Here is a 22458-nt window from a genome sequence, read left to right as displayed (position 1 = left end):
TCAATTAACCGTTGGTTCGCAGCGCCCGTCAGGCGTCTTGCAGTGCCTGGTGCAGCTCCAGCCAGAGCGTCGATGTCAGCGCCTCGATCAGCGCAAAACGTTGCTCCAGGCGCGCCAGTACCTGTGGCGAGTGAGTCGCCTCGAATTTCAGCGCCAGCAGCGACAACGCCCGCCAATGATCGATCAGCGTCTGGCTCATGTCCTGCAACCGCGCGTCACATCCGGCGCGTTGCAATGACTGCCCGAGCAAACTGAGGCCTGGAATGACGTACAGCACCACGATGTGGTCGAACAACCGCCGCGCCGCGATGGCCGCCGGTTGGGCCGGGCCGCGAAAGCGCCCCAGGCACAGTTCGCGATACACCTGCAAAGCGTCTCGATGGCGCTTGTTCACGCGATAGCTGCGGGCTTGGCGGAGGAGATTTTCACGGACATCGAAGGCGACCGGTTGCAGGGCAGGGCGCATCACCACGAAGTGGCCCATGTGATCGTAGGTTTCGGTGCGTACACGGTCGCAAATGGCCGTGGCGAATGCCTCGATCGACAACCATGCCTCACAACCGTGCGGCTCGCGATCGACGATCAGCGAGTCGAAGATTTTCACGTGGCTGGCGCTCTCATGAATGCCGGTGACCAGTACCGCGTGCAAATAACCCGGTTTGCTCCGGTAGACCGGCGCGTAATCGAGGTGGGCAGAGTTGACCCAGACGACGACGCCGGGATGCGTTTGCAGCAATGTGCGCAGTTGCTCCAGCCAATCCGCAGCGAACGGCAAACGCTGCACATCGGCGCCCAGCGCCTGGCAGGCGAGCAGGCCGACTTCTTCGACGGCGAAGGTGTATTCGGGCATTCCCCACTCATCGAGACCGGCGCGGTACAGGTAGCCGTCACCGGCTTCGAGCAGCTGCGCCTCATCAATCGGCGCGCCATTGCGTGCGTACAGTTGTGCCAGGCTGCCGGTGAAGCAGTTGATGGCCAGCGGTGCGAAACGCACGACTTCATCGAGGTTCATGCGGCACCTTCCGTGACGGTTTGATGATCGTTGTGCAAACGGTTTTCAGCACCGCGAACGGCCTTGGCGATCCGCCAGAAATAAATCCCGCCGATGGCAAACTCGAACACCGAACCGATGATCCAGCACGTCACCAGCGTCGACGGCGCATCACGGTTGTTCATAGCGAAGTAGTAGATCAACGGGATGCTCATGAACCACATCAGCACCAGCCGCACGATCAGCGAAAACCGCGCCATGCCGATGCTTTCGAGCACGGCCGCACCGGTCATGGAAAACACGAAGGCCCCGGAAAACGTCCATAAGACGCGCTGGGTATCGATCGCCAACGCCAGCGTTTGCGGGTTGTGTCCCAAGTCACCGAAGGCCTTGAGCAGCACCTGCGGCATAGTGATCTGCACCGTCGAGACCAGCAGCACGTAAGCCAGTTCGATGATCACCGTGACCCGCAGGATGGTGGCCAGTTCGGCGTATTGTTGTTTGCCCGCAGCGGTCGCGCAGAGAATGCTGCAGCCGATTCCCAGGCCGATGATCGGAATGATGCCGAGGTAATTGATCGTCAGATTGACGTTGTTTGCCGCCAGGGCACTCGAGCCCAGCACCGCAATGATCCAGATGAACGCGGTATTGCCCAACTGATCAACGCCAGCGGACAAACCGCTGGGCACGCCCCGACGCAAGCGAAACAGCAAGCGCGAGAGCAGGCGTTCACTGCGGGCGAGGAAGATGTTCAGGAGCTCGCGCCAGACTTCGCCGGGCAGCATGACCGCGTAGCACGCAAGCATCGACAGCGTACCGATCAAAGTGCCGATCGCCGCGCCAGCCATGCCCATTTCCGGCAGGCCGAACTTGCCGAACACCAGGCCGACGGTAAACACCGAATCGACCACTTGCCCGACGATGCCGACCAGCAGCGTTTCGCGGGTGCGTCCCACGCCGTTGAAAAATGATGACAGCGCCGTGTTGATCGCCATGACGCCGCCGAACATCGCCGCCCAGAACATGTACTGCGATTCGAGGCTGACAATCTGCTCGGGACGCGAGCTGAGTTGCGGGATCATCGCCATCAGCGGCGCGCCGATGAACAGCAGCACGCCGCACGCCAGTCCGATGAACAATCCCAATGCGGCCTCATGCCTGGCCTCACTGAGGCCGGAACGCCCATTGGCCTGCGCGATAAACGAACGCGAAACGCCGACGGTACTGCAGAAAAACGCAATGATCGCCATGCTGGTGAACACCGCCGGCCCCGACGCTGCCAGGGTATCTTGCGAGTAGTGCGCCAGGCACAGGCGATCGACCAGCATCATCAACAGGTTGCCGACCATGGTGCCCATCAACGGGAACGACACCACGGCAATGCGTTTTGCGACGCCGGTGTCAAACCAGGGCTGCATGTTCAGACTCCCTGGCGTGGCGGCTGGCCGGTTGATCCCCGAGGACGTCCTGCAGATGCGCGAGCAATGCTTCGGGTTCACCGATTTGCGCAAGCAATGACAGCAACAGACGCTCCATGCCAAAGGCCACGCACGCCGAATGCATCAGCGGTTCAGGTGCTTGCGGGCCGATCTTGAAAGCTTGCGTGAAGAGGTCCCGATGCAAGTTGCGTGAACCGACGCTGACCTTGCGCTCGGGCCACGGAATCAGCACTTCCAGTTTCACCCCCATGGCCAGTTGCACTTTACGCGTGACCTCGGCGGTTTCCCCATAAAATACATCGCTGGCGCGCTCGACAAAGGTCGACGGCACCAAGCGTTTAATCAGTTCCACGCCACTGTCAAACAGCACCTGGCACATGTGTTCGACCTGCGCCTGGCTACCCAGCAGCACAAACTCACGCATGGTAAAACTGCCCAGCCGCGTGGCTTCGTCGAGAACCGGCTCGTAGCGGTGGCAGTGGCCCAGCGCGGTAAAACACTTGAGGTCCCAGCGTTCGGTGCTGCCGGCCAAATGCGCAAACGTGTGGTAGCAGGTAGAGGGGCTGAGCACCCAGTCGCCGTCGCCAGCCTTGTGCTGGTGATCGCTGCATGCGTGCGGACTGGCCGTCATGGGAATGCACGGCAGTTTGTTGAAGAAGCCGATTTTTTCCAGGGTCTGGCGTTCAATCAGCGTGGTGCACGAATGGGCCGTGGCGCGGATATGCCGCGCCATGCTCTGTTGCAGCGCTTGATCCAATGCTTCATAGGCCTGGAGCAGCGTGTCGCAAAAGCGATAGCCGATCAGGCCGTTGCCCGAAACGACCACCGAGAGCAGGCGACGAGCCTGCAAGTCTTGCAGCGCAAACATGGTGTTCATCCCTGTTGATTCATCATGGCGGCCACGCTGTTGACCAGCGCTTCGCGGCTGTCCAGGCAAAACGGCTGCAGCGCCGCATCGTCAAAGACAAATTGCAGGCGATCTTCGATCGCTACCAGCAGGCGCATCTGATCCAGCGAATCGAACACGATCTGCTCCAGCGGCGCATCCGGGCTGACCCGTTTGGCGCTGGCGAGTGTTTGCAGCACTTCATCGACCACTTGGGCCAGATCAGCGTCAATCAAGGTTTCCATACGATAAATCCTTCCATGTAAAGCGTGTCGAGGGCGATGCTGCGGAACGTGGCGAGGGCGACATCCGGTGCCATGATCAGCGGTTGCCCCTTGACGTTGAACGAGGTGTTGATCGAACAACCGAAACCACAGACCTTGCGCACCTCGGTCAACAGGCGCCAGAAATTCTCGTTGACGTCCCGGCTGACCACCTGGATCCGCGCACTGGCGTCGGCGTGGGCGACACCGCTGACCGCGTCCATGGTTTCTTCGCGCACGCGCGCGGTACACAGCATGTAGCGGGTGGGCTGGAGTTTTTTCGATTCGAACAGGCGATCGCAATCGATATCCAGCACGGCCGGGGCAAAGGGGCGAAAGGGTTCTCTGAACTTCACCAGACCGTTGATACGGGCCTTGATCGCTTGCCCGTTCGCACGGCCGAGGATCGAACGATTCCCCAGCGCGCGCGGGCCGAATTCCATGCGCCCGTGGAACCAGGCAATGATCTTGTCGTCCGCCAGATCGCGGGCGGCCTGAGTGAAATATTCATCGGTGAGGCCGACATAACGCCATTGCAGGCCGCCATCTGCCGCCGCCTCGTGCAAATGCTCGCGTATGCATTCAACGCTGTATTGCGGCCCCAGATAAGGTGAAAAACCGTCGATGCGCGGCTCGCCCGCTTGCGCCGCGTGATAGAGCGCGGCGCCCATCGCGGTGCCGTCGTCGCCGGCTGCCGGCTGCACGAACGCCTGCTCGACAGCGGGCAAGTTGCACAGCGCCTCATTGGCCTTGCAGTTGAGGAAAGAGCCGCCCGCCAGGCACACCGCCGTTTCACCGGTGCGCTCCAGCCAATGAGCGACAAGCGCTTGCAGCAGTGAGGCGAATTTTGCCTGCAATGCGGCAGCGAAGTCGCCGTGCACATCGGTAAGTTCGTCTTCCGCCGCCCGCGCAGGAATGCCGAACGTGCGCTGAAGAAACTCCATCGCCGCCGGGTAACCTTCCTCTGCGTCGGTCAAGGTGTTGGCGGGCCAGTGGATATTGATCGAGCCAGTGGCCGGATCGAACCGCGCCAGCTCATTGAAGGCTTCGCTGTAGGCTGCGCCGTTGCCATAAGCGGCCAGCCCCATCACTTTGTATTCGTCACTGTTGAAGGCAAAACCGAGAAAGCGCGTGCAGATGGAGTAGAGCAAGCCCAACGAGGTCTTGATCGGTTGGCCATGCAATTTCTTCAGGGTGCGCCCTTGAGCCTGGAACACCGTCAACGACTCGACTTCACCCATGCCGTCGGAAACGACACACAACGCACGCTCAAAACCGCTGGCGAAATAGGCCGAAGCGGCGTGGGCGACGTGGTGCTCGACGGCCTTGAAGCGTGCGCCGACATCTTTCCAGCCGGCTTGCTCGAGGCCCTCGATAATTGCTTTGCCGCTGTAGACCTGGTCAAACGATTCGCCCGCTTGAGGGAAAAAACGCCGGTAACGATCGTAGTCAAAACCGTGCGCGATGACCTGCACATCGCTGGGCTGCAACTGTGCGACCTGCAAGCAGTATTCGATGGCATTGACCGGCAGTTCACCGGTGCCTTTGACGCCAGTGAAGCGCTCTTCGGCGGCAGCAGCAATTATTTTGCCGTCGACCAAAAGACAGGCGGCGCTGTCCAGGCCCTGGCAAATGCGTTCATCGATTTCCAGGGCCTGTGGACAGCGCTCGTGGCGGGCCCTTTGCGCGTTGGGTAAGCCGCTGATACCAAGAATGATCATTGTTCGATGGCCTTGAAGATTGAGATGGCGTTGTTGCCGCCAAAACCGAAGGAGTTGTTCTGCACGTAACGCAGCGCACGCGACACGCCACCCGGCTGGGTTACCAGGTCGATCTCATATTCCAGGCTGTCCGGGTCAATCCGCGTCGGCGGCAGCCATTGATTGCGCAGCGACAGGCAACTGGCGACCGCACCAATCGCGCCGGCCGTTGCCATCATGTGGCCGACCGTGCCTTTTATGGCCGTTACCGCTGCCGAGGCATAAGTGCGGTTGAAAATGGTGCTTTCGGTCAGGTCGTTGGCCTTGGTGCCGGTGCCATGGGCATAAATTGCGCAGATGTCGCTGGCTTGCAGGCCTGCCTGTTCCAGTACTCGCTGGTGGCAGGCCGCAACGCCGGTCAGGTCGGGATTGGTCGGGTGCGCGGCGTCATTGTTGCTGGCCACGGCGAGAAGTTCGGCGTAAGGCGTGGCGACGACAGCGTCGGCACGTTGCAGGACCAAAAAGGCTCCGCCTTCGCTGATGGTGATCGAGCGCCGATCGCGCGAGAACGGTTTGCACGGTTGCTCGCCCAGCGCGTTGAGGGTGTAGAAGCCCGACCAGACCTTTTTCGAAAAAGCATCGCCACCACCGACAACCGCCGTGTCGACAGCCCCGGAGCGGAGCATGCGCAAGGCAAATTCCAGCGCTACATTCGTCGAGGCGCAGGTGTTGTGAAAGCACAATGCCGGGCCTTGCGAACCAATGGCGCGCGCGACATTGCGGGCAATCGCATGGCTGGAGTAGGTGTTGTTGCGCCAGGCCTCATCGTTGCCCTCAACGCTGAGGTCGAGGATGTCGGCTTCGGCTTCGTTGTTGCCAACGCACACCAGCGCATTGCGCAGTGCAGCGCAGCCGACTGGCAGACCGGCATCATTGATCGCCTGCATCGCGGCATCCACGGCGTAGAGCGAGGAATCAGGAACATCGGGGCCGGTGATCTGCGGCGCGCGCTGCTTGAGCAACGCCTTGTGGGCGTCGTCGATCCGCGCGGCCATGAAGCCCGGTTTCATCCCCGGATACACCGGATCCTGGCCGCTGAAATTTGCCTGGCGCTGGAGCAATGCCTGCCAGAAATGGTCGACGTCGAGGCCAATGGGCGTGACCGCCCCAAGTCCGGAAACATGGATTGTGTTCAAGGGGTTTTCCTTTTCACGGAAATAGCGTTGTGCACCACCAGCCGCACGCCCTGTGCATCCCAGGCGCAGGCGTCCCACGCGAGGAACGAGCCGAAATGTCGCACGCGGGTGTGTAAATGCAGGGGCGCAGCGCTGGTTGTACGGTTCAGGGCAATCTCCAGCGCGTCGAATCTGGCGAAGACATAACTCGCCGGGGTACCAGCGGCGTGGCGTTGTTGCAGGACCAGTGCCAGATTGCCCAGGGCTTCGCTGACAACCAGCAAGGCCGGATCAACGATCTGTGCGAGGTAACCGTGCTGCGCGATCACCTGTGCAAGGTCGATGCAGGTGCTGGCGTGGCTGCCGTCTTCGTTGACGTTGACCTGTTCCGGCAAAAACCAGTACTGCGGCTCACGCGTGGGGCTGACATGCACTGGGTTCAGACACGGTTGCCCGATGTACTCAGGTGCGTCGAGAGCGCCAGCGATGCTGGATGCAAACGAGCAGCACATACCGGACTCGTTATCGATGCGGGTTTGCGCCGCTTCGTTGACATAAGTGACGGTCTGGCCCGGACGCACAAAAGCCTTGAACAGCAACCGCTCGACGCGGGTGCTGGCATCGGTTGGCGCGGAGCGCTGTTGCAGCTCGTTGAGCACCAGCAACAGGCCGGGCACGATCGGGTCATTGTCGAAATGCACCTTGAACACCTCAAGGCTAGGGTCGAACACTGCACTTCGGCGGCTATTCATGATGGCGCGCAATCTCGATGCTGCTGGCGCTGTCCGCGTCGGCCAGTAACAGCGCCGCACGCTGACCGGGCTTGAGGGCCAGGGCACCCTGGAGGAATGCCGCGAACACGAAAGCCCGATTGTGTTCATCAGCGGCAAAGCCTTGGCCGTTATCGTCTGGCGGACACTGCGCAGCCAGTTGCGCACGACTGCCGCTGTCGAGGTAAACGCGGGCATCCGTGGCGATGCTTTTCAAGGCACGTTCTGCCGTCGACTCAAAACTGACCCGGGCACTGAACTGGCGCCCTTCGGTGAGCGCCAGATAGCAGATACCTGAAGAGCTGCGGGCCGCGGGAGCCTGTTTGCGAATGTCGTCTCGCGCTTCGTCGCAATAGGTATCGCCGACGAACACGTGGCTGCGGGCGCGCGGATGACTGTGCACATGGAGCAACGCATGCAATAACGCCAGCGCCGGGGTCTGCGCACCGGCATTGAGCGTTGCGTTGCCGCCGCCGATGTGCCGGCTGATATTGATGAAGGTCGATGCAGAACTGGTGGTCGCGTACGGAAACTGCTGGGCCGACAGGGCCTTGTGATCGGCTTTGGCCTGGCGCTGGAAACGCAGCATGGCTTGCAGATTGCCGTATTCGGTGCCGACGATAACGGTTTCTTCGCGGCTGTTGTCGACAGGGCTCACGTAGCGTTCGGCCAGATAAAAACAGATCCGGCTGAACGTATCGCGGAAACGGTCGCCTTTGGCGTCCACCCATTCGTTGAAGTCATCCGGCAGCAGATCGGCTTCTGCCGAGGTTGACGGGGTCGACGGATAGACGGCGTAGCGCTCGATGGAAAACTCGAGAGTCGCTGGATTCATGGGGTGCTCCGAGCGTGAAATGCGTGCGTGCATTTCGATTGGAGAGGGCATCAGCACGGCGGGATCAGCGCCGGGTGATGCCTTCTACGGTCCTTGTATGGCCAGCGCGCATTGCGCAGCCGAAGACGAATGACTCAGGCGCTGGCACCCTCGATTTCCTGCCAGAGTTCGCCCACCGTCCGCGCGCGCACCAGGGCATCTTCATCCAGTTCGGTGCCGAACTCGCGCTCGACGGACATCACCACGTCGATCAACTTCAACGAATCGATTCCCAGCGCCTGCAGTTCCTGCGTCAGCTCGAGGGGGTGATTGGCATCCAGTTCGGCAACGGTTCTGAGGATTTCTGCTAAACGGCTATCAACAGGCATGGTCTGGCTCTCTTTTTGTGTTTATCGGATAAGCGGGAGGAGGGGGCGTCAGTGCGTCAGTTCAGCGTGGATGTCACAGACGAAGTCACGGGTATCGAGCACCGCCGCGTTAAAGCCATCGCGGACCTGACTGGCCTCGATCGTGCCGTCGGCGATCAGCGCTTCGATGGATTCGCAGGTGGCCTTGGCGTGAGCTTCTTCCCCGCTCTCGTCCATGTGAATGGTGAAAAACTCATCACGGGCGATGACGTTGGGGAATTGCTTGAGCAATGCGCTGTGGATCACCGCAATCTGAAAGTCCGCTTCGGTTTCCACACCCAGTGCGTAACCCAGGGCGAATCCCAGTGTTGCGCTGTAGCCGGCAATCAGTTTGTCGACAAAGCGCTGAGCGGTGTCCGGGCGGTCACCCACTTCATAACCCAGGCTCTGGACAAAATTGCTGAACATCGTGGAGTGGCAGCTCGGCGTGTTTTCTTCGCGGATGATGCTTTTGATGTAGCCGCGCCAGTTTTCATTGCTGTGGGCTTTCAGTGCCGCCGGCAGCACCTTTTTGTTGAAACCCTGGCTCGAGCCCCAGTAGTACGGGCGCAAGAAAGATTCGAAGGCGCTGGATGACATGTTGCCTTCCAGCAGCGTCAGGTACATCGGGTTGTCGATGTGATCCAGCTCGAGCATTCCGTGTTTGAGCAACTGGCTGAGCCAGGGCAGGGACGACGGATCGTCTCGCGAAACGATGCGCTCCCGGTAGAGTTGATTCGCCGCTGACCTGGCATTGCCGGATAGCGTATGCGGCGCGTCGGCCGGGGGTTTTTCCATGGTTGTCATTGTGTCTTGCCTTCCTTGTGACAGAGATTTCCTTGCGGTGGTCGCGGCTCAGCCGGACAACCCGCCATCGAGCGTCAACGCGGTTCCGGTCAGGTACGGCGAGTCGAGCGTGGCGATGCAAAAGTGCGCCACGTTATCCGGAGTGGCGAGGCGTTTGAGCGACGGTTCCCGGGCCAGCAGGGTCTTTTTTTCAACCGGCAGGTCGGCCAGCATGCCGCCGTCGACATAACCCGGCATGACCGTGTAGGCGCGGATGTTGAATCGGCCGTAATCATGCGCAATGTTCACCGCCAGTGCGTTGAGCGCGGCCTTCGAACAGGCGTAGGGCGCAGCCCCGGTCGCACCGCGTACGGCGGCGGTCGAGGAGACGAACTGGAAAACGCCCTGACGCGCTTTGATGAAGTGGGGAATGAGGTGGCGGGCCACACGCACGGCGCCGAAGAGGTTGACGTCGAATGCGTTGCTCCAGGCGTTATCGTCGAGTGCGTGGATCAGACCGTCGCTGGACAGCGCCGGCGCGTAGATCACCGCATCGATCCTGCCAAAATCGGCAAGCGCCTGCTGGATGGCCGACTTCACGCTCTCATCCGAGGTGACGTCCATGAACAATCCGGGCATCGATCCGGACCGTTGGGTCCCTATAACCTGATAGTTGTTTTGTTCTGCCTGGCGAACAATGGCTGAGCCAATTTCGCTGGAAGCACCGACCACCAGTAAATTCTTGTTATTCATATTCAAGCCATCGTTTAGAGAACTAAAGGCAACCCTTGCACTGCTGAAACTGCAAAGTTTCAGAGTCTCTTCACCAACATCCAGTTGATGATAATTACTGCTTTACCCATTGGCTTTCGGGGGTAAAGCCTGCACTTCCAACATTGCAATGAGTCGTTACAATCTTTGCAGCCGCCGGGACTATGCCCAGTCGAAAAATGCCTGTCAAGCGCGTTGGATCCAAAATAATTTCATCGAAATCGGGGGTTATTAAATTGCCATCAATAAAAATATCTTTTAAAAACAAGCAGATGATAGATAACTGGAAAGTCAGAGCTGGATTTCGGTTTTTGTTTTTTTTGAAATTATTTTTCTGACGCAAATGATCGAGCCGCATCAATTAATTGCATGGGCAATTATTCATGGAATTTATTGTGGTATCTGTCTTGGCTAGTCTTGCAAGTGCAACGAGCAACAAACACCCAGTAGTTTCGCCTTTGACTCGTCAGTTTCCGGACGGTTTAAAGCCGTCAACCCGGCACATGGCCGGGTTGACATGTTTAATTGTTTTTGATGTTTACGTGAAATAACGACTACTGCACCTGGTTATTCATTCAAGAACTTTACTCGTTGCCCGATCCGCTAAATGGCACCCGACTCAAAACCGCCACGTTACGCCGCCGCCAACGATGTGCAGGGCACTGTTGGGGTAGCTGCCCGACAGCGTCTGGCCATTACGCTTACTTTGCTGCACATCCATGTCGCCCAGCCAGACCAGGGTATAATTGAGGTTGAGGTCGGTGTCTTCGGCGAGTTTGTAGCTGATGCCTGTCGCCAGCCGCCAGGTCTCGTTCATCGGATTGTCGACGGTGCGGTCCTTGTCTTTGACGGCGGAGCTGTCATAGCCGATGCCCATGTTCCAGCGCAGCTTTGGGCTGATCTGGTTTTGTGCACCAATCGACAGGTGCCAGGTGTCCTGATACTTGCGATCCACCGAACGGGAGACGTCACCGGCTGCCGAATCCACCGACACCCCGATGTCGGCAAAATCGCTCCAGTCCTGCCAGTTCACCGAACTCAACAGCGTCCATTGCTCGTTCAATTGATGGGCGATGCTCAGGGTCGCGCTCTGGGGGATGTTCATGTCGATCTCCAGCTCGTCGACATCCAGCCGCGACAGCGCCAGATTGAGCAGCGGATTGCGAATGCCGTGGGCCGAGGGTGAGTCCTTGAACTCAAGCTTGACCTTGCTGGTGTAGGCGAAACCGAGCGTAGTGCGCGGGTCCACCTGATAGCGCAGACCGAGGTTGATGCCCACGCCGGTGTCGGTGTCCTTGTATTGCACGTTGCCATCTTGCTGGAACGGCGTGCCCGGCAGGAAGGCGTTATTGTCGACCGCCAGTTTCGTGTAGTAGTAGCCGTAGACCAGGCGCGGGCCGATGCCCATCGACAGGTCGTCAGTGATCTTGTAGGCGAACGTCGGCTGCATCGAGATGCCGATCAGTGTCGATTCCTGAGTGAAATAACGCCCGGCCCAATCGTCGTCGTATTTCACGCTCAGGCCGAAATTGCCGTACAGGCCGAAGCCGATGCTGGCGCGGTCATTGACCTCATGGCTGATGAAGAAACTACTGCCGGGCAGTATCGGCAGCGGATTGCCGCCCTCGTTGCCGGAATAATCATTGTCGCTGTCACGATCGAAGCCCAAGCCACCGAGCACCGCTTGCCCGGTCAGGCTGATCTGCGTGCCCTTGAGCGCAGCAATACCGGCGGGGTTGCTCATCAATACGCTAGGGTCGGTGGCCAGCGCCGCCGAGCCGGCGTTGGCCAGTCCTGCGCCTTCCTGTCCGGCTTCATACAGTTGAATGCCGCCTGCCGACACTTGGCCGGCGCTGCCAGCCAAGGCAAGAATGATCAGCGAATGCGTGGATTTCATCCGTTACTTCCTTATAGATGGACCTGCATCAGTTTTAGACGTGCTTTGGCCAGTACACCAGTCAATGGTCGGGTTTGTTGCGGACAGCTCTGCGAGTCCGGTTCTGACAACAGGGACAAAATGCCGCTGATACCGCAGATGTGTTCTAGGCTCAGCCAGTCGGTCAATCAACGGCATCGAGTGAACAGTCCTGGTCAGGAGAACCGCTATGGAAGAAAAACCGCTGCTCACCTTCAATAGCTCCAGAGCATTGCTGGACGTGCTGATTCGCGCCGGGTTGATCACCACGCTAGTGCTGTTCTGTTTCGACATCTTCCATCCGTTTCTCAACGTCATGCTGTGGGCGCTGATCCTGGCGATCACCTTGTATCCACTCAATCAGAAACTCGGCGCCAGGCTCGGCAATCGCTACGGTTGGGCCGCCATCGTTCTGGTGTTGCTGGGGCTGCTGATTCTGATGGTGCCGCTGAGCCTGCTCGGGGCGTCCGTTGCCGATTCGGTGAAAGTCGGCATGCACACCATGGAAGCGCAACAGTTCGAGATCCCGCCGCCACCGGCCAGCGTCGAGAACTGGCCGCTGATTGGCGCGCCACTGTTCGGTATCTGGCAACACGCCTCGCAAGACCTGAGCTGGGCGTTCAAGGAACTGGCGCCGCACCTGTCCAGTTGGGGCAAGGTGCTGCTGCATCACGCCGCCGGTGTCGGTGCCGGGATTGTGGTGTTCGTCATTGCCTTGATCGTTGCCGGGGTGATCATGACCCATGGTGAGCGCGGGCATCGCACTGCGGTGGCGATTACCACGCGGATTTCCGGCCCGGTGCGTGGCCCGCAGATCGCCGAACTGTGCACCTCGACCATTCGCGCCGTGGCGCAAGGCGTGGTGGGGATCGCGTTTATTCAGATGTTGCTGATCGGTGTCGCGCTGGTGATCATGGGCATTCCGGCCGCCGGCATTCTGGCTTTGATGGTGCTGCTGCTGGGCATCATGCAACTGCCAGTTCTGCTGATCACCGTGCCCGTGGTGATCTATGTGTTCGCTCAGGACGGCGTCAGTGCCGGCACGATCATCTTCACCGTCTGGATCATCATTGCCGGGCTTTCCGACAACGTCCTCAAACCGATGCTGCTCGGGCGCGGTGTTGCGGTGCCGATGCCGGTGGTGTTGATCGGTGCGCTCGGTGGCATGGTCACCAGCGGGATCATCGGCTTGTTCACCGGCCCGGTGATTCTCGCCGTCGGTTACGAATTGTTCATCGGCTGGGTGTATCAGCCAGCGGAGGTCACACGGGTGCTGGACGACGGCAACGAAGAAACCCTGCCGTAATCTGACAACCGTTTATCGCTCAACTACGCTGGCTTACGTATCCATCTCTGACACTTGGGCGTAAGGAACAAGGCGCATGCGAAGCAGGCTGCTGGCGGTATCGATGGTGGTGTTCGCAGTGCTTTGGAACGGGCTCGGCTGGGCGGCCGATGACGTGGCAAAACCGGCGGATGAAGCGGTAGAGCTGAAGGTCGCGAACCGCAGCATCATGCTGTTTCGCGCAAGCATTCTGGGCGAGGCGCCGGCGTCACGGGTCAAGCGGGCGAAGATGGTCATCAGCGAGGCGCTGGATGAAGACGCCTCGCTGGCGATCACCACGGATGCGATCCAGAACAGCTACATGGTGCTGATCGGTGACAAGCGCGCGTTCATCGTCGCGCCGCAGGATGTCGATGCCCTGGCGTACTCGTCGGTGCAACAGGCGGCCGAGGGCGCGGCGGAAAAACTGCGTCAGGTGGTCACCGAAACCCGTGAAGCGCGCAACCTGCAAATGATCGTGCGCTCGCTGGCGCTGGCGGCCGTGGCCACGCTGATCTATCTGAGCTTGCTCTGGTGCCTGGCGTATCTGCGGCGCAAGTTGCTGGCCAAACTGCCGGCGCTGATGGATCGCCACACCCAGGCGCTGAAAGTCGGGCGCGTGCAACTGATCGATTCGAATTTTCTCTATCCGCTGGTCAGTCGTTTTCTGTTGTTGCTGCGCTGGCTGGTGATTTTGCTACTGACCTATGAATGGCTCGGCTTCGTCCTGTCGCGATTTCCCTACACGCGGCCATGGGGTGAAAGCCTCAATAACTATCTGTTCGAACTCGCCGGCTACCTGCTGCAGGGCATTGTCGGGGCGATTCCCGGGCTGGGCGTGGCGCTGGCGATATTCTTTATTGCCCGTGGCGTGACGGCGTTTACCCGGCGGATTTTGCGGCGCATGGCGATGCCGGGCACATTCAGTTGGCTGAACCACGAAACCCTGCAACCGACGCAACGCCTGACGGCGCTGGCTATCTGGCTGTTTGCCCTGGCGATGGCCTATCCGTATCTGCCGGGGGCGGGCACCGATGCGTTCAAGGGCCTGTCGGTGCTGATCGGCCTGATGATTTCTCTCGGTGCGACCAGTGTGGTCGGGCAGGCCGCCGCCGGTTTGATCCTGACTTACACGCGTACTTTGCGCCCCGGCGAGTTCGTCAAGATTGGCGAATACGAGGGCACCGTGACTGAGCTGGGCATGTTCACCACGCGCATTCGCACCGGGTTGGGCGAAGTGCTGACGCTGCCCAATTCGATGATCACCGGCACCGTCACCAAAAACTATTCGCGCACCGTGCAAGGCCCGGGTTACGTGGTCGATACGGTGGTGACCATCGGTTACGACACGCCGTGGCGCCAGGTCGAGGCGATGTTGCTGGAGGCGGCGCACCGCACGCCGGGGGTTCTCGAAGATCCGCCGGCGCAGGTGTTCCAGACGGCGTTATCGGATTTCTATCCCGAATACCGCTTGGTGGCGCAGGCTATTCCGAGCCAGCCGCGACCGCGTGCAGTGCTGCTGAGCATGCTCCACGCCAACATTCAGGACGTGTTCAACGAGTACGGCGTGCAGATCATGTCGCCGCATTACCTGGGCGATCCGCAGCAAGAGAAGTGGGTGCCGAAAGACAAGTGGTACACCGCCCCCGCGCAACCGCCGAAAGACCAGTGACCGCCGCCGCAAGGAGTCCGCGACATGCTCGATTTCATTCTGCACGCGCTACGCACTGACCCGGAAATCGCGGTGTTCCTGGCGATCGCACTGGGCGTCTTCATCGGACGCATTCATATCGGCAGCTTTCATCTGGGCTCGGTGGCCGGCGCGTTATTGATGGGGCTGCTGATCGGCCAGATCGGCCTGGAAGTCCCGGCGGGATTGAAGTCGGTGTTTTTCGTGATGTTCATCTATGCCGTCGGCTTCAAGAGCGGGCCGGAGTTTTTCGGCAGTCTGAATCGCGGCACGCTGAAACTGGTGCTGCTCTCGGTGGTGCTCTGTGGCACCGCGCTGGGGGCGATTCTGCTGATGTATTCGGTGTTCGATTTCGACGCCGGGTTTACCGCAGGGCTAGGCGCCGGCGCGCTGACCGACACGGCGATCATGGGCACCGCGACCAGTGCAATCAATCAATTGAGCCTCGCCGCGGCAGCCAAGGCGCAACTCAACAGCCACATGGCGATCGCCTATGCGATTACCTACCTGTTCGGCACCATCGGCCTGATCGTGTTTGTCGGCAGCATCGCGCCGAAACTGCTCGGCGTGAATTTGCGCGAATCGGCGCGGGAACTGGAGCTGGAACTGGGTATCGCCAAGGAAGAAGAGGCGATCACCGTGCCCTATACGCGCATTGTCGTCAGGGCGCATCAGGTGGCGAGCAATGGTCAGGCGGATGGCCAACGCATCGTCGATTTTGAAAAGCTGCATGACTCGTTGACGGTCGAACGCGTGGTTCGCGCCGGGCAAGTCATCGAGCGCGATGAAAACTTCGTGCTGATGGCCGGCGATGTCGTCGGTGTGTATGCCTTGCGCGATGCGGTCGGCACGTTGAGCCATTGGGTCGGACCGGAAATCGATCATCCGGAATCCTTGTCCTTTCCGACGCGTGAGGTGGACATCGTGCTGACCTCGGCGGAGTTTGCCGGCAAAACCATTCACCAGGCCAAGACCCGACTGGCGAGCGACGGGCGCCTGGGATGTTTCGTCAATACCATTTCGCGGCAGGGTTACGAGCTGCCGTTGCTGCCCAACACGGTGCTGCGTCGCGGTGATGTGTTGACATTGACCGGGCGTACCGCGAGCGTTGAAGCGGTGGCCAAACGTCTGGGGCGCATCCGTAAAAACAACTACAAGAGTGATATCGCCATGCACACGTTGGGCATGGTTTTCGGTTCGCTGCTGGGATTGTTGTCGACGCACATCGGCATGATACCGGTGGAGCTGGGCATTGGCGGCGGGGTGTTGGTCGCGGCGCTGGTAATCGGCTGGTACAACTCGCGCCACCCGGAAATCGGCGCGCTGCCACCGGCCGCGCAATGGGCGTTTTCCGAATTTGGTTTGACGGCATTCGGCGCGGTGGTCGGTTTGCTGGCGGGGCCGGCAGCGTTTGCCGCGATGAAGGAGCAGGGCCTGGCGCTGTTGGTGTCCGGCGCGGTGGTGACGATCTTGCCGCCGTTGGTGGCGTTGTACTTCGGCCGCTACGTGCTGCGCCTACACCCGATGATCCTGTTTGGCGCGCTGGCCGGGGCACAGACTGAAGCAGCGTCGATGAACAAGATCATCGAACAATCGGGGAGTAACACCCCGGTAATCGGTTTCACCGTGTGCTATGCGATTTCCAACGTCCTGCTGGCCGTGTGCGGGCCGATCATCATCTTCGTCGTCGCTGGCTGAGGTATCGAAATACAACAACCTCTGTGGCACAGGTTCTCCACTGGCACAGGTTCTTCAGGGTTTCAGGTGCATACCTTTGCGTCAAAAACCGCTTTCGCGCATCAGTACGGCGAGGACGTGTGTTGCGCCATCGCCAAGCAGGCTGCGGCGTTCACCTTCGATCTTCAAATGCCCACGTGTCTCGCACAGGCTCGGCAGTGGCTCGTCCAGTTGAATCAACACCTGAAACAACGCACTGCTCGGAATCAGCGAATGCTCAGCGTTGGTTGTCGGTACCGGCCCACCAAAACGTGACGACAGCATGCGATGCGACAACTGACTGGCGCGGGTGCTGCCGATCTGTAAAACCCGGCCGGACCGCGGTGTGGTCTGGCCGTCGGGATAAAAACGCACGCGATCACCGGCAGCCATACGATGCACTTGATCCTGCGCGACATACGCATCGACTTGCCAACTGCGCGGATCGATCAGCATGCCCAGCGATTCCTGGCGACCGACCCATTGCCCGGGTTTCCAGTCCGTCTTGACGTCCAGCCAGATCCCCGCGAATGGCGTTTGCAGGTTCAACCGGGCGATTTCCGAACGAGCGGCGCGGGCTTCTTCGAATTGCACGTTGAGGCGCTGGCGAGTCACCGCATCTTCAGCCAGGCCGCCCGGATCGGCGATCAACCCCGACAGCCGTGCTTCGTAGCTGCGCGCGCTGGCTTCGCTGGTGTGCAGGCGCGACGCGATGTCCGGTTCGTCGAGGGTGATCAACGTCTCGCCGGCCTTGACCGGGCCATCCGGGTGAATCGATTGCAGGCGCGCCGGGTAGGGCGCATACACCCGCAATTGGTGCTCGGCGCGGGCCACGCCGACCGCATCGATCTGCGTGCGCCACGGGATCGCCAGAGCGACGAGGATCGCCAGCAATACAGCGTAGAACGCGACTTTGCGGCGGCTTGCAATGGCCGCGCGGTTTTTCCACCAGTGGCCTAGCTCACGCATCACGGGCAGGGCGATAAACCACGACAGTTCGACCATGAACAGGAAGATCCCCAAGACCTTGAAGAAGAACAGATAGACCGCCAGCGCGATCCCCAGAAACAGCACCAAGCGGTAAACCCAGGTGATGATTGCGAAAGTCACCAGCAAACGCCGTTGTCCGGTCGGGAACGTCTCCGGCCAGTCTTCGCGCAAACCCAACAGATTGCGCCGCAACGTCACCCGCGCCAGCGCCGAGGCGCGCTCGTGCAGGTTAGGGAAATCCAGCAGGTCGGACAGAATGAAATAACCGTCGAAACGCATGAACGGGCTGGCATTCAGGGCCAGCGAGAGCAGCCAGCTGGTGGTCGCCAGATACAGCAGCGCGTTGCGCAACGCACCCGGATCGCAAACCGCCCAGCCCAATGTCGACAGCCCGGCCAGCGACAACTCGGTGACGATGCCTGCCGAGGCAATCGCCAAGCGTTGCCGCGAACGACTGAGCTTCCAGCTCTCGCCGGTGTCGGTGTAGAGCATCGGCCACATCACCACAAAGGCAATGCCCATGTGCCCGACGCGCAAACCCAGGCGGGTGGCGACCAAGGCGTGCCCGAGTTCATGCAGGGTTTTCGCGACGATCAGCGCCAGGGCAAAACTGAACAGGCCTTCGGTGGAAAACGACTCGACCACCGCGCTGGTGAACACGTCCCACTGTTGCAACACCAGAATGATCCCGAGCAGGCTCAGGCTCAGCACGATAATCCCGGTCAGCGGATGAAACAGCCAACCCAGCGCCCGCGCCAGATACTGCAAAGGTTGTTGTGGGCGCAGCAGTGGAATGCGGAAAAACAGGTAGTGGTGAAGCCACCAGCGCCAGGTCAGCCAACTGCCTTCCTCGCTTTTACTCTTCAAGCGCTCAAGGGCTGCGGGGCCGGCGCGCAATAACTGGTGCTGTTCGAGAAACTGGCGGAAATCGAGGACCTGCTCGACGTCCGGTTTCAGCGCGGTGCCCTCGGCAATCTGCGCGCTGATGATGCGCGGCGATTGCCCCCAGCGCAGCAGGCATTCGAATTCCAGCCAGCCGATACGGTAGAAGCGGTTGATTACCGTGTCCTGAATCACCCATGCCGGCTCACCGTCGCTACCATGCGCCGCTTCGCTCAGGCGCAGGTCTTCACGCAGTGGCGGTACGGGCAGATCGGCCGGGTCGAGCATCACCAACCGCTCCACGCACGCAGCGTCGCCAGCGGCCGGCGCAGCAGGTAATAACCGAGCATTACTCGCCCGCCGTAAATCTTCGCCGTGCCGTGCAGGCCAAGACGCGCGTGCTCCGGCGCATCGTCGACACTGGCGAGCAAGCGATAGGCGACCACACCTTCATCGCTCGGCCGTGCCTGATAACTGGTTTCGAGGATCTTGCCCTTCAGCGGTGTCAGCGGATAAGCGGTGAGGAACAGCGTGACTTCGGCGCCCGGTTCCAGCGCGATGGCATCGGCCACCGCCAGTTGAATCAGCATGGCCGGTTGCGTCGGGTCGGCCACCTGCATGATGCGTTCACCCGTCACCACCGGTTTGCCCAGCCAATCATTAGGGTCGCTGAACACCGCAACGCCGCCGCGCGGGGACAACACTTGCGTACGCTTGAGCTGCGCCTGCACCGCCGCCAGTTCCGCGCGACGTTGTTGTGAACGGCCGGCGAGCAAGGTCAGCTCGCTCTTGCTCTGTGGGTTGTCGAAGGCGCGCTGGCTGGCCGCTTGCAGTTCGGCATCGGCCACCGCGACTTCCTTGCCGAGCACTTCGGCGCGGCTGCGCAGGGTGGTTTCGTCCAGCGAGAACAGCGGTGTGCCGGCGTCCACCGGCTGATTGGGACGAACCTGGATCTTTTCGATCACACCATCGATGGGCGAACTGATGATCTGCGCCTGCCGCGAGACAATCTCGGTCGGTGCCAGCGCGGTTTGCCGCACGGGCAACAACAGCAGGGCAGCGATCACGAGCGCCACGAGCAGCAGTTGTTTGCGATTCGGCCGCCAACGACTGAAGCGCTTGCGCCGGGTCAGCGCCGACCAGCAATACGCCCACGTGCCGACCAGCCCTTTCAGGTGCGGCCACAACACGGCGGGCGGTTCCTGCTCAAGCAAGATGATCAGCACGCCGAGGCGTTGATTGTCACGATCCTGCACCGGCACGCACCACAGCCCTGACGGCCACCATTCGTTCCAGCCTTCGGCGATGTCTGCCGGCGGCTCGGCGTTGTCCTGCGCCAACCATACGGGCTCGTCGCCGGACACCTGCGCCGCGACCCAACGACTGGCCCGGCGCAGCCACACCAGATAGGGCGAGTCTTCGCTGGGCCGCGACAGGCCCGAGACATTCAACAGCTCCAGCGAATTTTCACGCTGGGCAAACACCAGTGCCTGATGAAACTGCAGCAGCGGGTACAAGTCGTTGGCCATGCTGAACGCCAGGGCATTCAGCGAGTCGGCGGCCATGGCTTTATCGCGCAGCGCGTCAAGTTCCAGCAGTAGGTGCGGGTGGGGCAATTGCTCGTTCATGGTCATGGGCGCGCGTCTTGATCGAACTGCGCCGTGCCGCTCATGCCCGCCATCAGGTCGGGGTATTTGTTGTCGAGACGGGCTTCCAGTTCAACGGTTTGCGCCACCGCATCGACCCGCGAGTTGATGCCGCTGACATGGGCCGGATAGGTCTTGCCGGTTTCATGGATGCTGACTTGCAGCGGCAGCCCCGGCTTGAGGTCCTTGAGCAGGTTGGACGGCACGTTCAAACGTACTTTCAGCGCGCCGTCGCTGACCAGATCGAACAGCGGCGTACCGGCGGTCACGGTTTGATAAGGCTTGACGTAAACCTTGGCCACCCGCCCGGAAAACGGCGCGAGAACCTGGCAATAACTGCTCTGCGCCGCGCCCATCGCCCGTGCGCCATCAGCCTTTTGCACTTCGGTGTTGGCCATCGACACTTCGATATCACCGACCGCATTGAGCTGACGCAGCTGCTGTTTGGCTTGCAGGTTCTGTTTGGCCATGGCCAGTTCCGCCGCCGCGACTTTCGAGCGTGCTTCGGCTTCGTTGCAGTTGAAGCGAGCGAGCAGTTCGGACTTGCCGACCTGTTCGCCGAACCCGGCTTTCAGTTCACCGAGGGTGCCGGCCATCTGGCTGGAGAGCGTGGTTTCCAGTTCGGCGGCGAGCAGTACACGAATCGCACTGGCACTTTCCAGTGCGGGGGCTTGCGGGTTGTCTTCAGCGTGGACGGACAGGATCAGACTGGCCAACAGCAGAGCCGCGAAACCGGGCTCAAGGGCGATTTTGCGCATTCGGCGTTCCTTGCGAAGTGGCGGCGAGCAGACGTTGTTGTTCTTGTTCGTTCAAGGTGCGCTGGATTTCCCGGGCCAGGGTCTTGATGTCGTGTTGCGAGATTTCCTTGGGCAGCACGTCGAGGCCCACCGAGTTGTACATCCGCCCCCACGCGGCCTGAGCACTGGAGAACGCCGCCTCGCGCTGATAACGCGAGAGCAGATAGCGGCCTTCGGAGCGGATCACTTCCAGTTCCGAGCCTAACGCGCCGGTCTTCGCCGCCTGGGCATAGTCGAGCAGACTGCGATCGACGCGCAGGCTGTCCTCGGCGAATTCCACCTCTTGGCGCGCCAGCTGATAGCGCAGGGTGCCAACCCGCACTTGCGTGAGAATCGCCATCGACAGCGCCACGCGACGGGTGTCGTCGGTTTCGCTCTGGGATTTTTCCGCCGCGTTCAACGACGGCAATTGCAGCAGACGAATGAGGTTCATCGACACTTGCAGGCCGGTGCTCATCCAGTCGTTGTTGTAGAGGTATTTGTTGGAATCGTATTTGTAGCCGAAATCGACGCTGACGTTCGGCCACAGCTGCGCCTTGGCGATCTCCAGATCCTTTTGATTGACGCGTTTGCGGTACCACTCTTCCATGATTTCCGGGCGGTTCTCAAGCGACAGCTGTTCAAGCCGCGCCATGCTTTGGCGCACTTCCGGCAGTGCCGGGTCGGGCGCGTCGGCGAGGATCATTTTCGAGCCGGGCGGCAGCGACATCAGCGCCGACAGTTCAGCCTGGGCGAACTCCAGATCCTGGCGGCGCACGGTCAACAGGTAGATCGAGTCGAGGAGGGCGCGCTGATAGGCAAGGATCTCCTGACGCGGCAGCAGGCCACGGGTTTCTGCCTCGCGGGCTGAGGTCAGGGCGGTGTGGGTGCGCATCAGCAACTTGTCGACTTCCGGCATCAGACGCTGCGCGCCGAGTGCCCGCCAGTAGGCATTGCGCACGTCCTGCAAGACGTTCTGCGCGACTTTGCGCCGACGCTCTTCGGCCATCAGGATCTGGTCGGATTTTTGCTGGGTGCGGTAATAGGCCACGCCGAAATCCAGCAGGCTCCAGCTCAGACCCAGGCCATAGACTTCACGATAACGCTCTTCGGACGTCGATGGGCGCAAGCTGACCTGACGGTCTTCGATGCCGATCGAGGTGCCGCCGGAATCGTTGTCGCGCCCGGCGTAACCGGCCGAGGCCACCAGGCGCGGGAGCATTTCATGGCTGGAGACGTCGCGCAGGTCCGAGGCCAGCGCGCTTTCCATCAGTTTGAGGCGGTAGTCGAGGTTGTACTTCAGCGCCCGCGCGGCGGCTTCGTAAAAGGTGATCGGCGCGGTGACCGGCTCCTGGCCGGAATACATGCGTGACTGATCAGCGATGATGCGTTGGCGGTTTTCTTCGTCGGTCGAAGGTTTCGGTTCCGTTGACGAGCAAGCACTGAGCAACAGTGCAGAAGCGATGGCGGTACTGAGAAGCCGGGTCGCATGTATACGCATGTTCATTCCTTTGTAT

At 60.5% G+C, this 22458-nt stretch carries 20 protein-coding genes; 3 read left to right on the top strand and 17 right to left on the bottom strand.

From position 1 onward, the window contains the following. Positions 1 to 28: 28 nt before the first annotated feature. The 13 genes from QOL84_RS05470 to QOL84_RS05410 all read right to left on the bottom strand — a co-directional run bounded on the left by QOL84_RS05470 (position 29) and on the right by QOL84_RS05410 (position 11899). The gene (locus tag QOL84_RS05470) at positions 29 to 1012 is read right to left on the bottom strand and encodes a BtrH N-terminal domain-containing protein (protein WP_283436487.1); all 984 of its coding nucleotides are present in this window, start codon (positions 1010 to 1012) and stop codon (positions 29 to 31) included. Continuing rightward, positions 1009 to 2409: an MATE family efflux transporter gene (locus QOL84_RS05465; protein ID WP_283436486.1), complete on the bottom strand. Its 1401-nt coding sequence runs from the start codon at positions 2407 to 2409 to the stop codon at positions 1009 to 1011. Before QOL84_RS05465 ends, QOL84_RS05470 begins: the two co-directional genes overlap by 4 nt. Then, positions 2393 to 3307, bottom strand: coding sequence for a class-II aminoacyl-tRNA synthetase family protein (locus QOL84_RS05460; RefSeq protein WP_283436485.1), 915 nt, complete (start codon positions 3305 to 3307; stop codon positions 2393 to 2395). The genes QOL84_RS05465 and QOL84_RS05460 overlap by 17 nt, the downstream gene beginning before the upstream one ends. After that, complete coding sequence (locus QOL84_RS05455; protein WP_283436484.1) at positions 3304 to 3561, bottom strand: phosphopantetheine-binding protein; 258 nt, start codon at positions 3559 to 3561, stop codon at positions 3304 to 3306. Before QOL84_RS05455 ends, QOL84_RS05460 begins: the two co-directional genes overlap by 4 nt. Beyond that, complete coding sequence (locus tag QOL84_RS05450; RefSeq protein WP_283436483.1) at positions 3549 to 5300, bottom strand: carbamoyltransferase family protein; 1752 nt, start codon at positions 5298 to 5300, stop codon at positions 3549 to 3551. The genes QOL84_RS05455 and QOL84_RS05450 overlap by 13 nt, the downstream gene beginning before the upstream one ends. Further along, entirely contained in the window at positions 5297 to 6475 is a 1179-nt protein-coding gene (locus QOL84_RS05445) for a beta-ketoacyl-[acyl-carrier-protein] synthase family protein (RefSeq protein WP_283436482.1), read from the bottom strand. The genes QOL84_RS05450 and QOL84_RS05445 overlap by 4 nt, the downstream gene beginning before the upstream one ends. Next, positions 6472 to 7206, bottom strand: coding sequence for an ApeI family dehydratase (locus QOL84_RS05440; protein WP_283436481.1), 735 nt, complete (start codon positions 7204 to 7206; stop codon positions 6472 to 6474). The genes QOL84_RS05445 and QOL84_RS05440 overlap by 4 nt, the downstream gene beginning before the upstream one ends. Then, a complete protein-coding gene (locus tag QOL84_RS05435) occupies positions 7199 to 8059 on the bottom strand; it encodes a hypothetical protein (protein WP_283436480.1) in 861 nt (286 codons plus the stop codon). The genes QOL84_RS05440 and QOL84_RS05435 overlap by 8 nt, the downstream gene beginning before the upstream one ends. Before the next feature lie 134 nt (positions 8060 to 8193). Then, on the bottom strand, positions 8194 to 8427 hold the full coding sequence (locus QOL84_RS05430; RefSeq protein WP_283436479.1) for an acyl carrier protein: 234 nt from the start codon (positions 8425 to 8427) through the stop codon (positions 8194 to 8196). A 48-nt stretch (positions 8428 to 8475) separates the two neighbouring features. After that, positions 8476 to 9252, bottom strand: coding sequence for a hypothetical protein (locus QOL84_RS05425; protein WP_283436478.1), 777 nt, complete (start codon positions 9250 to 9252; stop codon positions 8476 to 8478). Positions 9253 to 9300: 48 nt separating this feature from the next. Then, positions 9301 to 9984 carry an SDR family NAD(P)-dependent oxidoreductase gene (locus QOL84_RS05420; RefSeq protein WP_283436477.1) on the bottom strand — a complete coding sequence of 228 codons (684 nt, stop codon included), beginning with the start codon at positions 9982 to 9984 and terminating at the stop codon, positions 9301 to 9303. A 94-nt stretch (positions 9985 to 10078) separates the two neighbouring features. After that, positions 10079 to 10360, bottom strand: a complete 282-nt coding sequence (locus tag QOL84_RS05415; protein WP_283436476.1) for a hypothetical protein — start codon at positions 10358 to 10360, stop codon at positions 10079 to 10081. 261 nt (positions 10361 to 10621) lie between these two features. Then, entirely contained in the window at positions 10622 to 11899 is a 1278-nt protein-coding gene (locus QOL84_RS05410) for an OmpP1/FadL family transporter (protein WP_283436475.1), read from the bottom strand. Positions 11900 to 12107: 208 nt separating this feature from the next. On the opposite strand from QOL84_RS05410, the gene QOL84_RS05405 reads away from it, so the two are divergent. The 3 genes from QOL84_RS05405 to aspT all read left to right on the top strand — a co-directional run bounded on the left by QOL84_RS05405 (position 12108) and on the right by aspT (position 16629). Further along, a complete protein-coding gene (locus QOL84_RS05405) occupies positions 12108 to 13223 on the top strand; it encodes an AI-2E family transporter (protein ID WP_129393820.1) in 1116 nt (371 codons plus the stop codon). Positions 13224 to 13299: 76 nt separating this feature from the next. Further along, positions 13300 to 14913, top strand: coding sequence for a mechanosensitive ion channel family protein (locus tag QOL84_RS05400; protein WP_283436474.1), 1614 nt, complete (start codon positions 13300 to 13302; stop codon positions 14911 to 14913). A gap of 24 nt (positions 14914 to 14937) precedes the next feature. Further along, positions 14938 to 16629: an aspartate-alanine antiporter gene (gene aspT / locus QOL84_RS05395; RefSeq protein ID WP_283436473.1), complete on the top strand. Its 1692-nt coding sequence runs from the start codon at positions 14938 to 14940 to the stop codon at positions 16627 to 16629. Between the two features lie 81 nt (positions 16630 to 16710). Here the strand turns inward: aspT and QOL84_RS05390 are convergent, their stop codons facing one another. The 4 genes from QOL84_RS05390 to QOL84_RS05375 are packed head-to-tail and all read right to left on the bottom strand — an operon-like array spanning position 16711 to position 22442. Next, the gene (locus QOL84_RS05390; protein WP_283436472.1) at positions 16711 to 18807 is read right to left on the bottom strand and encodes a site-2 protease family protein; all 2097 of its coding nucleotides are present in this window, start codon (positions 18805 to 18807) and stop codon (positions 16711 to 16713) included. Continuing rightward, positions 18807 to 20153 (bottom strand): efflux RND transporter periplasmic adaptor subunit, encoded by a 1347-nt coding sequence (locus tag QOL84_RS05385; RefSeq protein WP_283436471.1) that lies wholly within the window; start codon positions 20151 to 20153, stop codon positions 18807 to 18809. Before QOL84_RS05385 ends, QOL84_RS05390 begins: the two co-directional genes overlap by 1 nt. Further along, entirely contained in the window at positions 20150 to 20923 is a 774-nt protein-coding gene (locus QOL84_RS05380; protein WP_129393828.1) for an efflux RND transporter periplasmic adaptor subunit, read from the bottom strand. Before QOL84_RS05380 ends, QOL84_RS05385 begins: the two co-directional genes overlap by 4 nt. Further along, the gene (locus QOL84_RS05375; RefSeq protein ID WP_129393830.1) at positions 20904 to 22442 is read right to left on the bottom strand and encodes a TolC family protein; all 1539 of its coding nucleotides are present in this window, start codon (positions 22440 to 22442) and stop codon (positions 20904 to 20906) included. Before QOL84_RS05375 ends, QOL84_RS05380 begins: the two co-directional genes overlap by 20 nt. Between the last annotated feature and the right edge of the window lie 16 nt (positions 22443 to 22458).

Source organism: Pseudomonas helmanticensis (assembly GCF_900182985.1).
GTDB classification, from domain to species: Bacteria; Pseudomonadota; Gammaproteobacteria; order Pseudomonadales; family Pseudomonadaceae; genus Aquipseudomonas; species Aquipseudomonas helmanticensis.
Note: the sequence above shows the minus strand (reverse complement) of the source record. Positions and strands in the feature narration are given on the sequence as shown.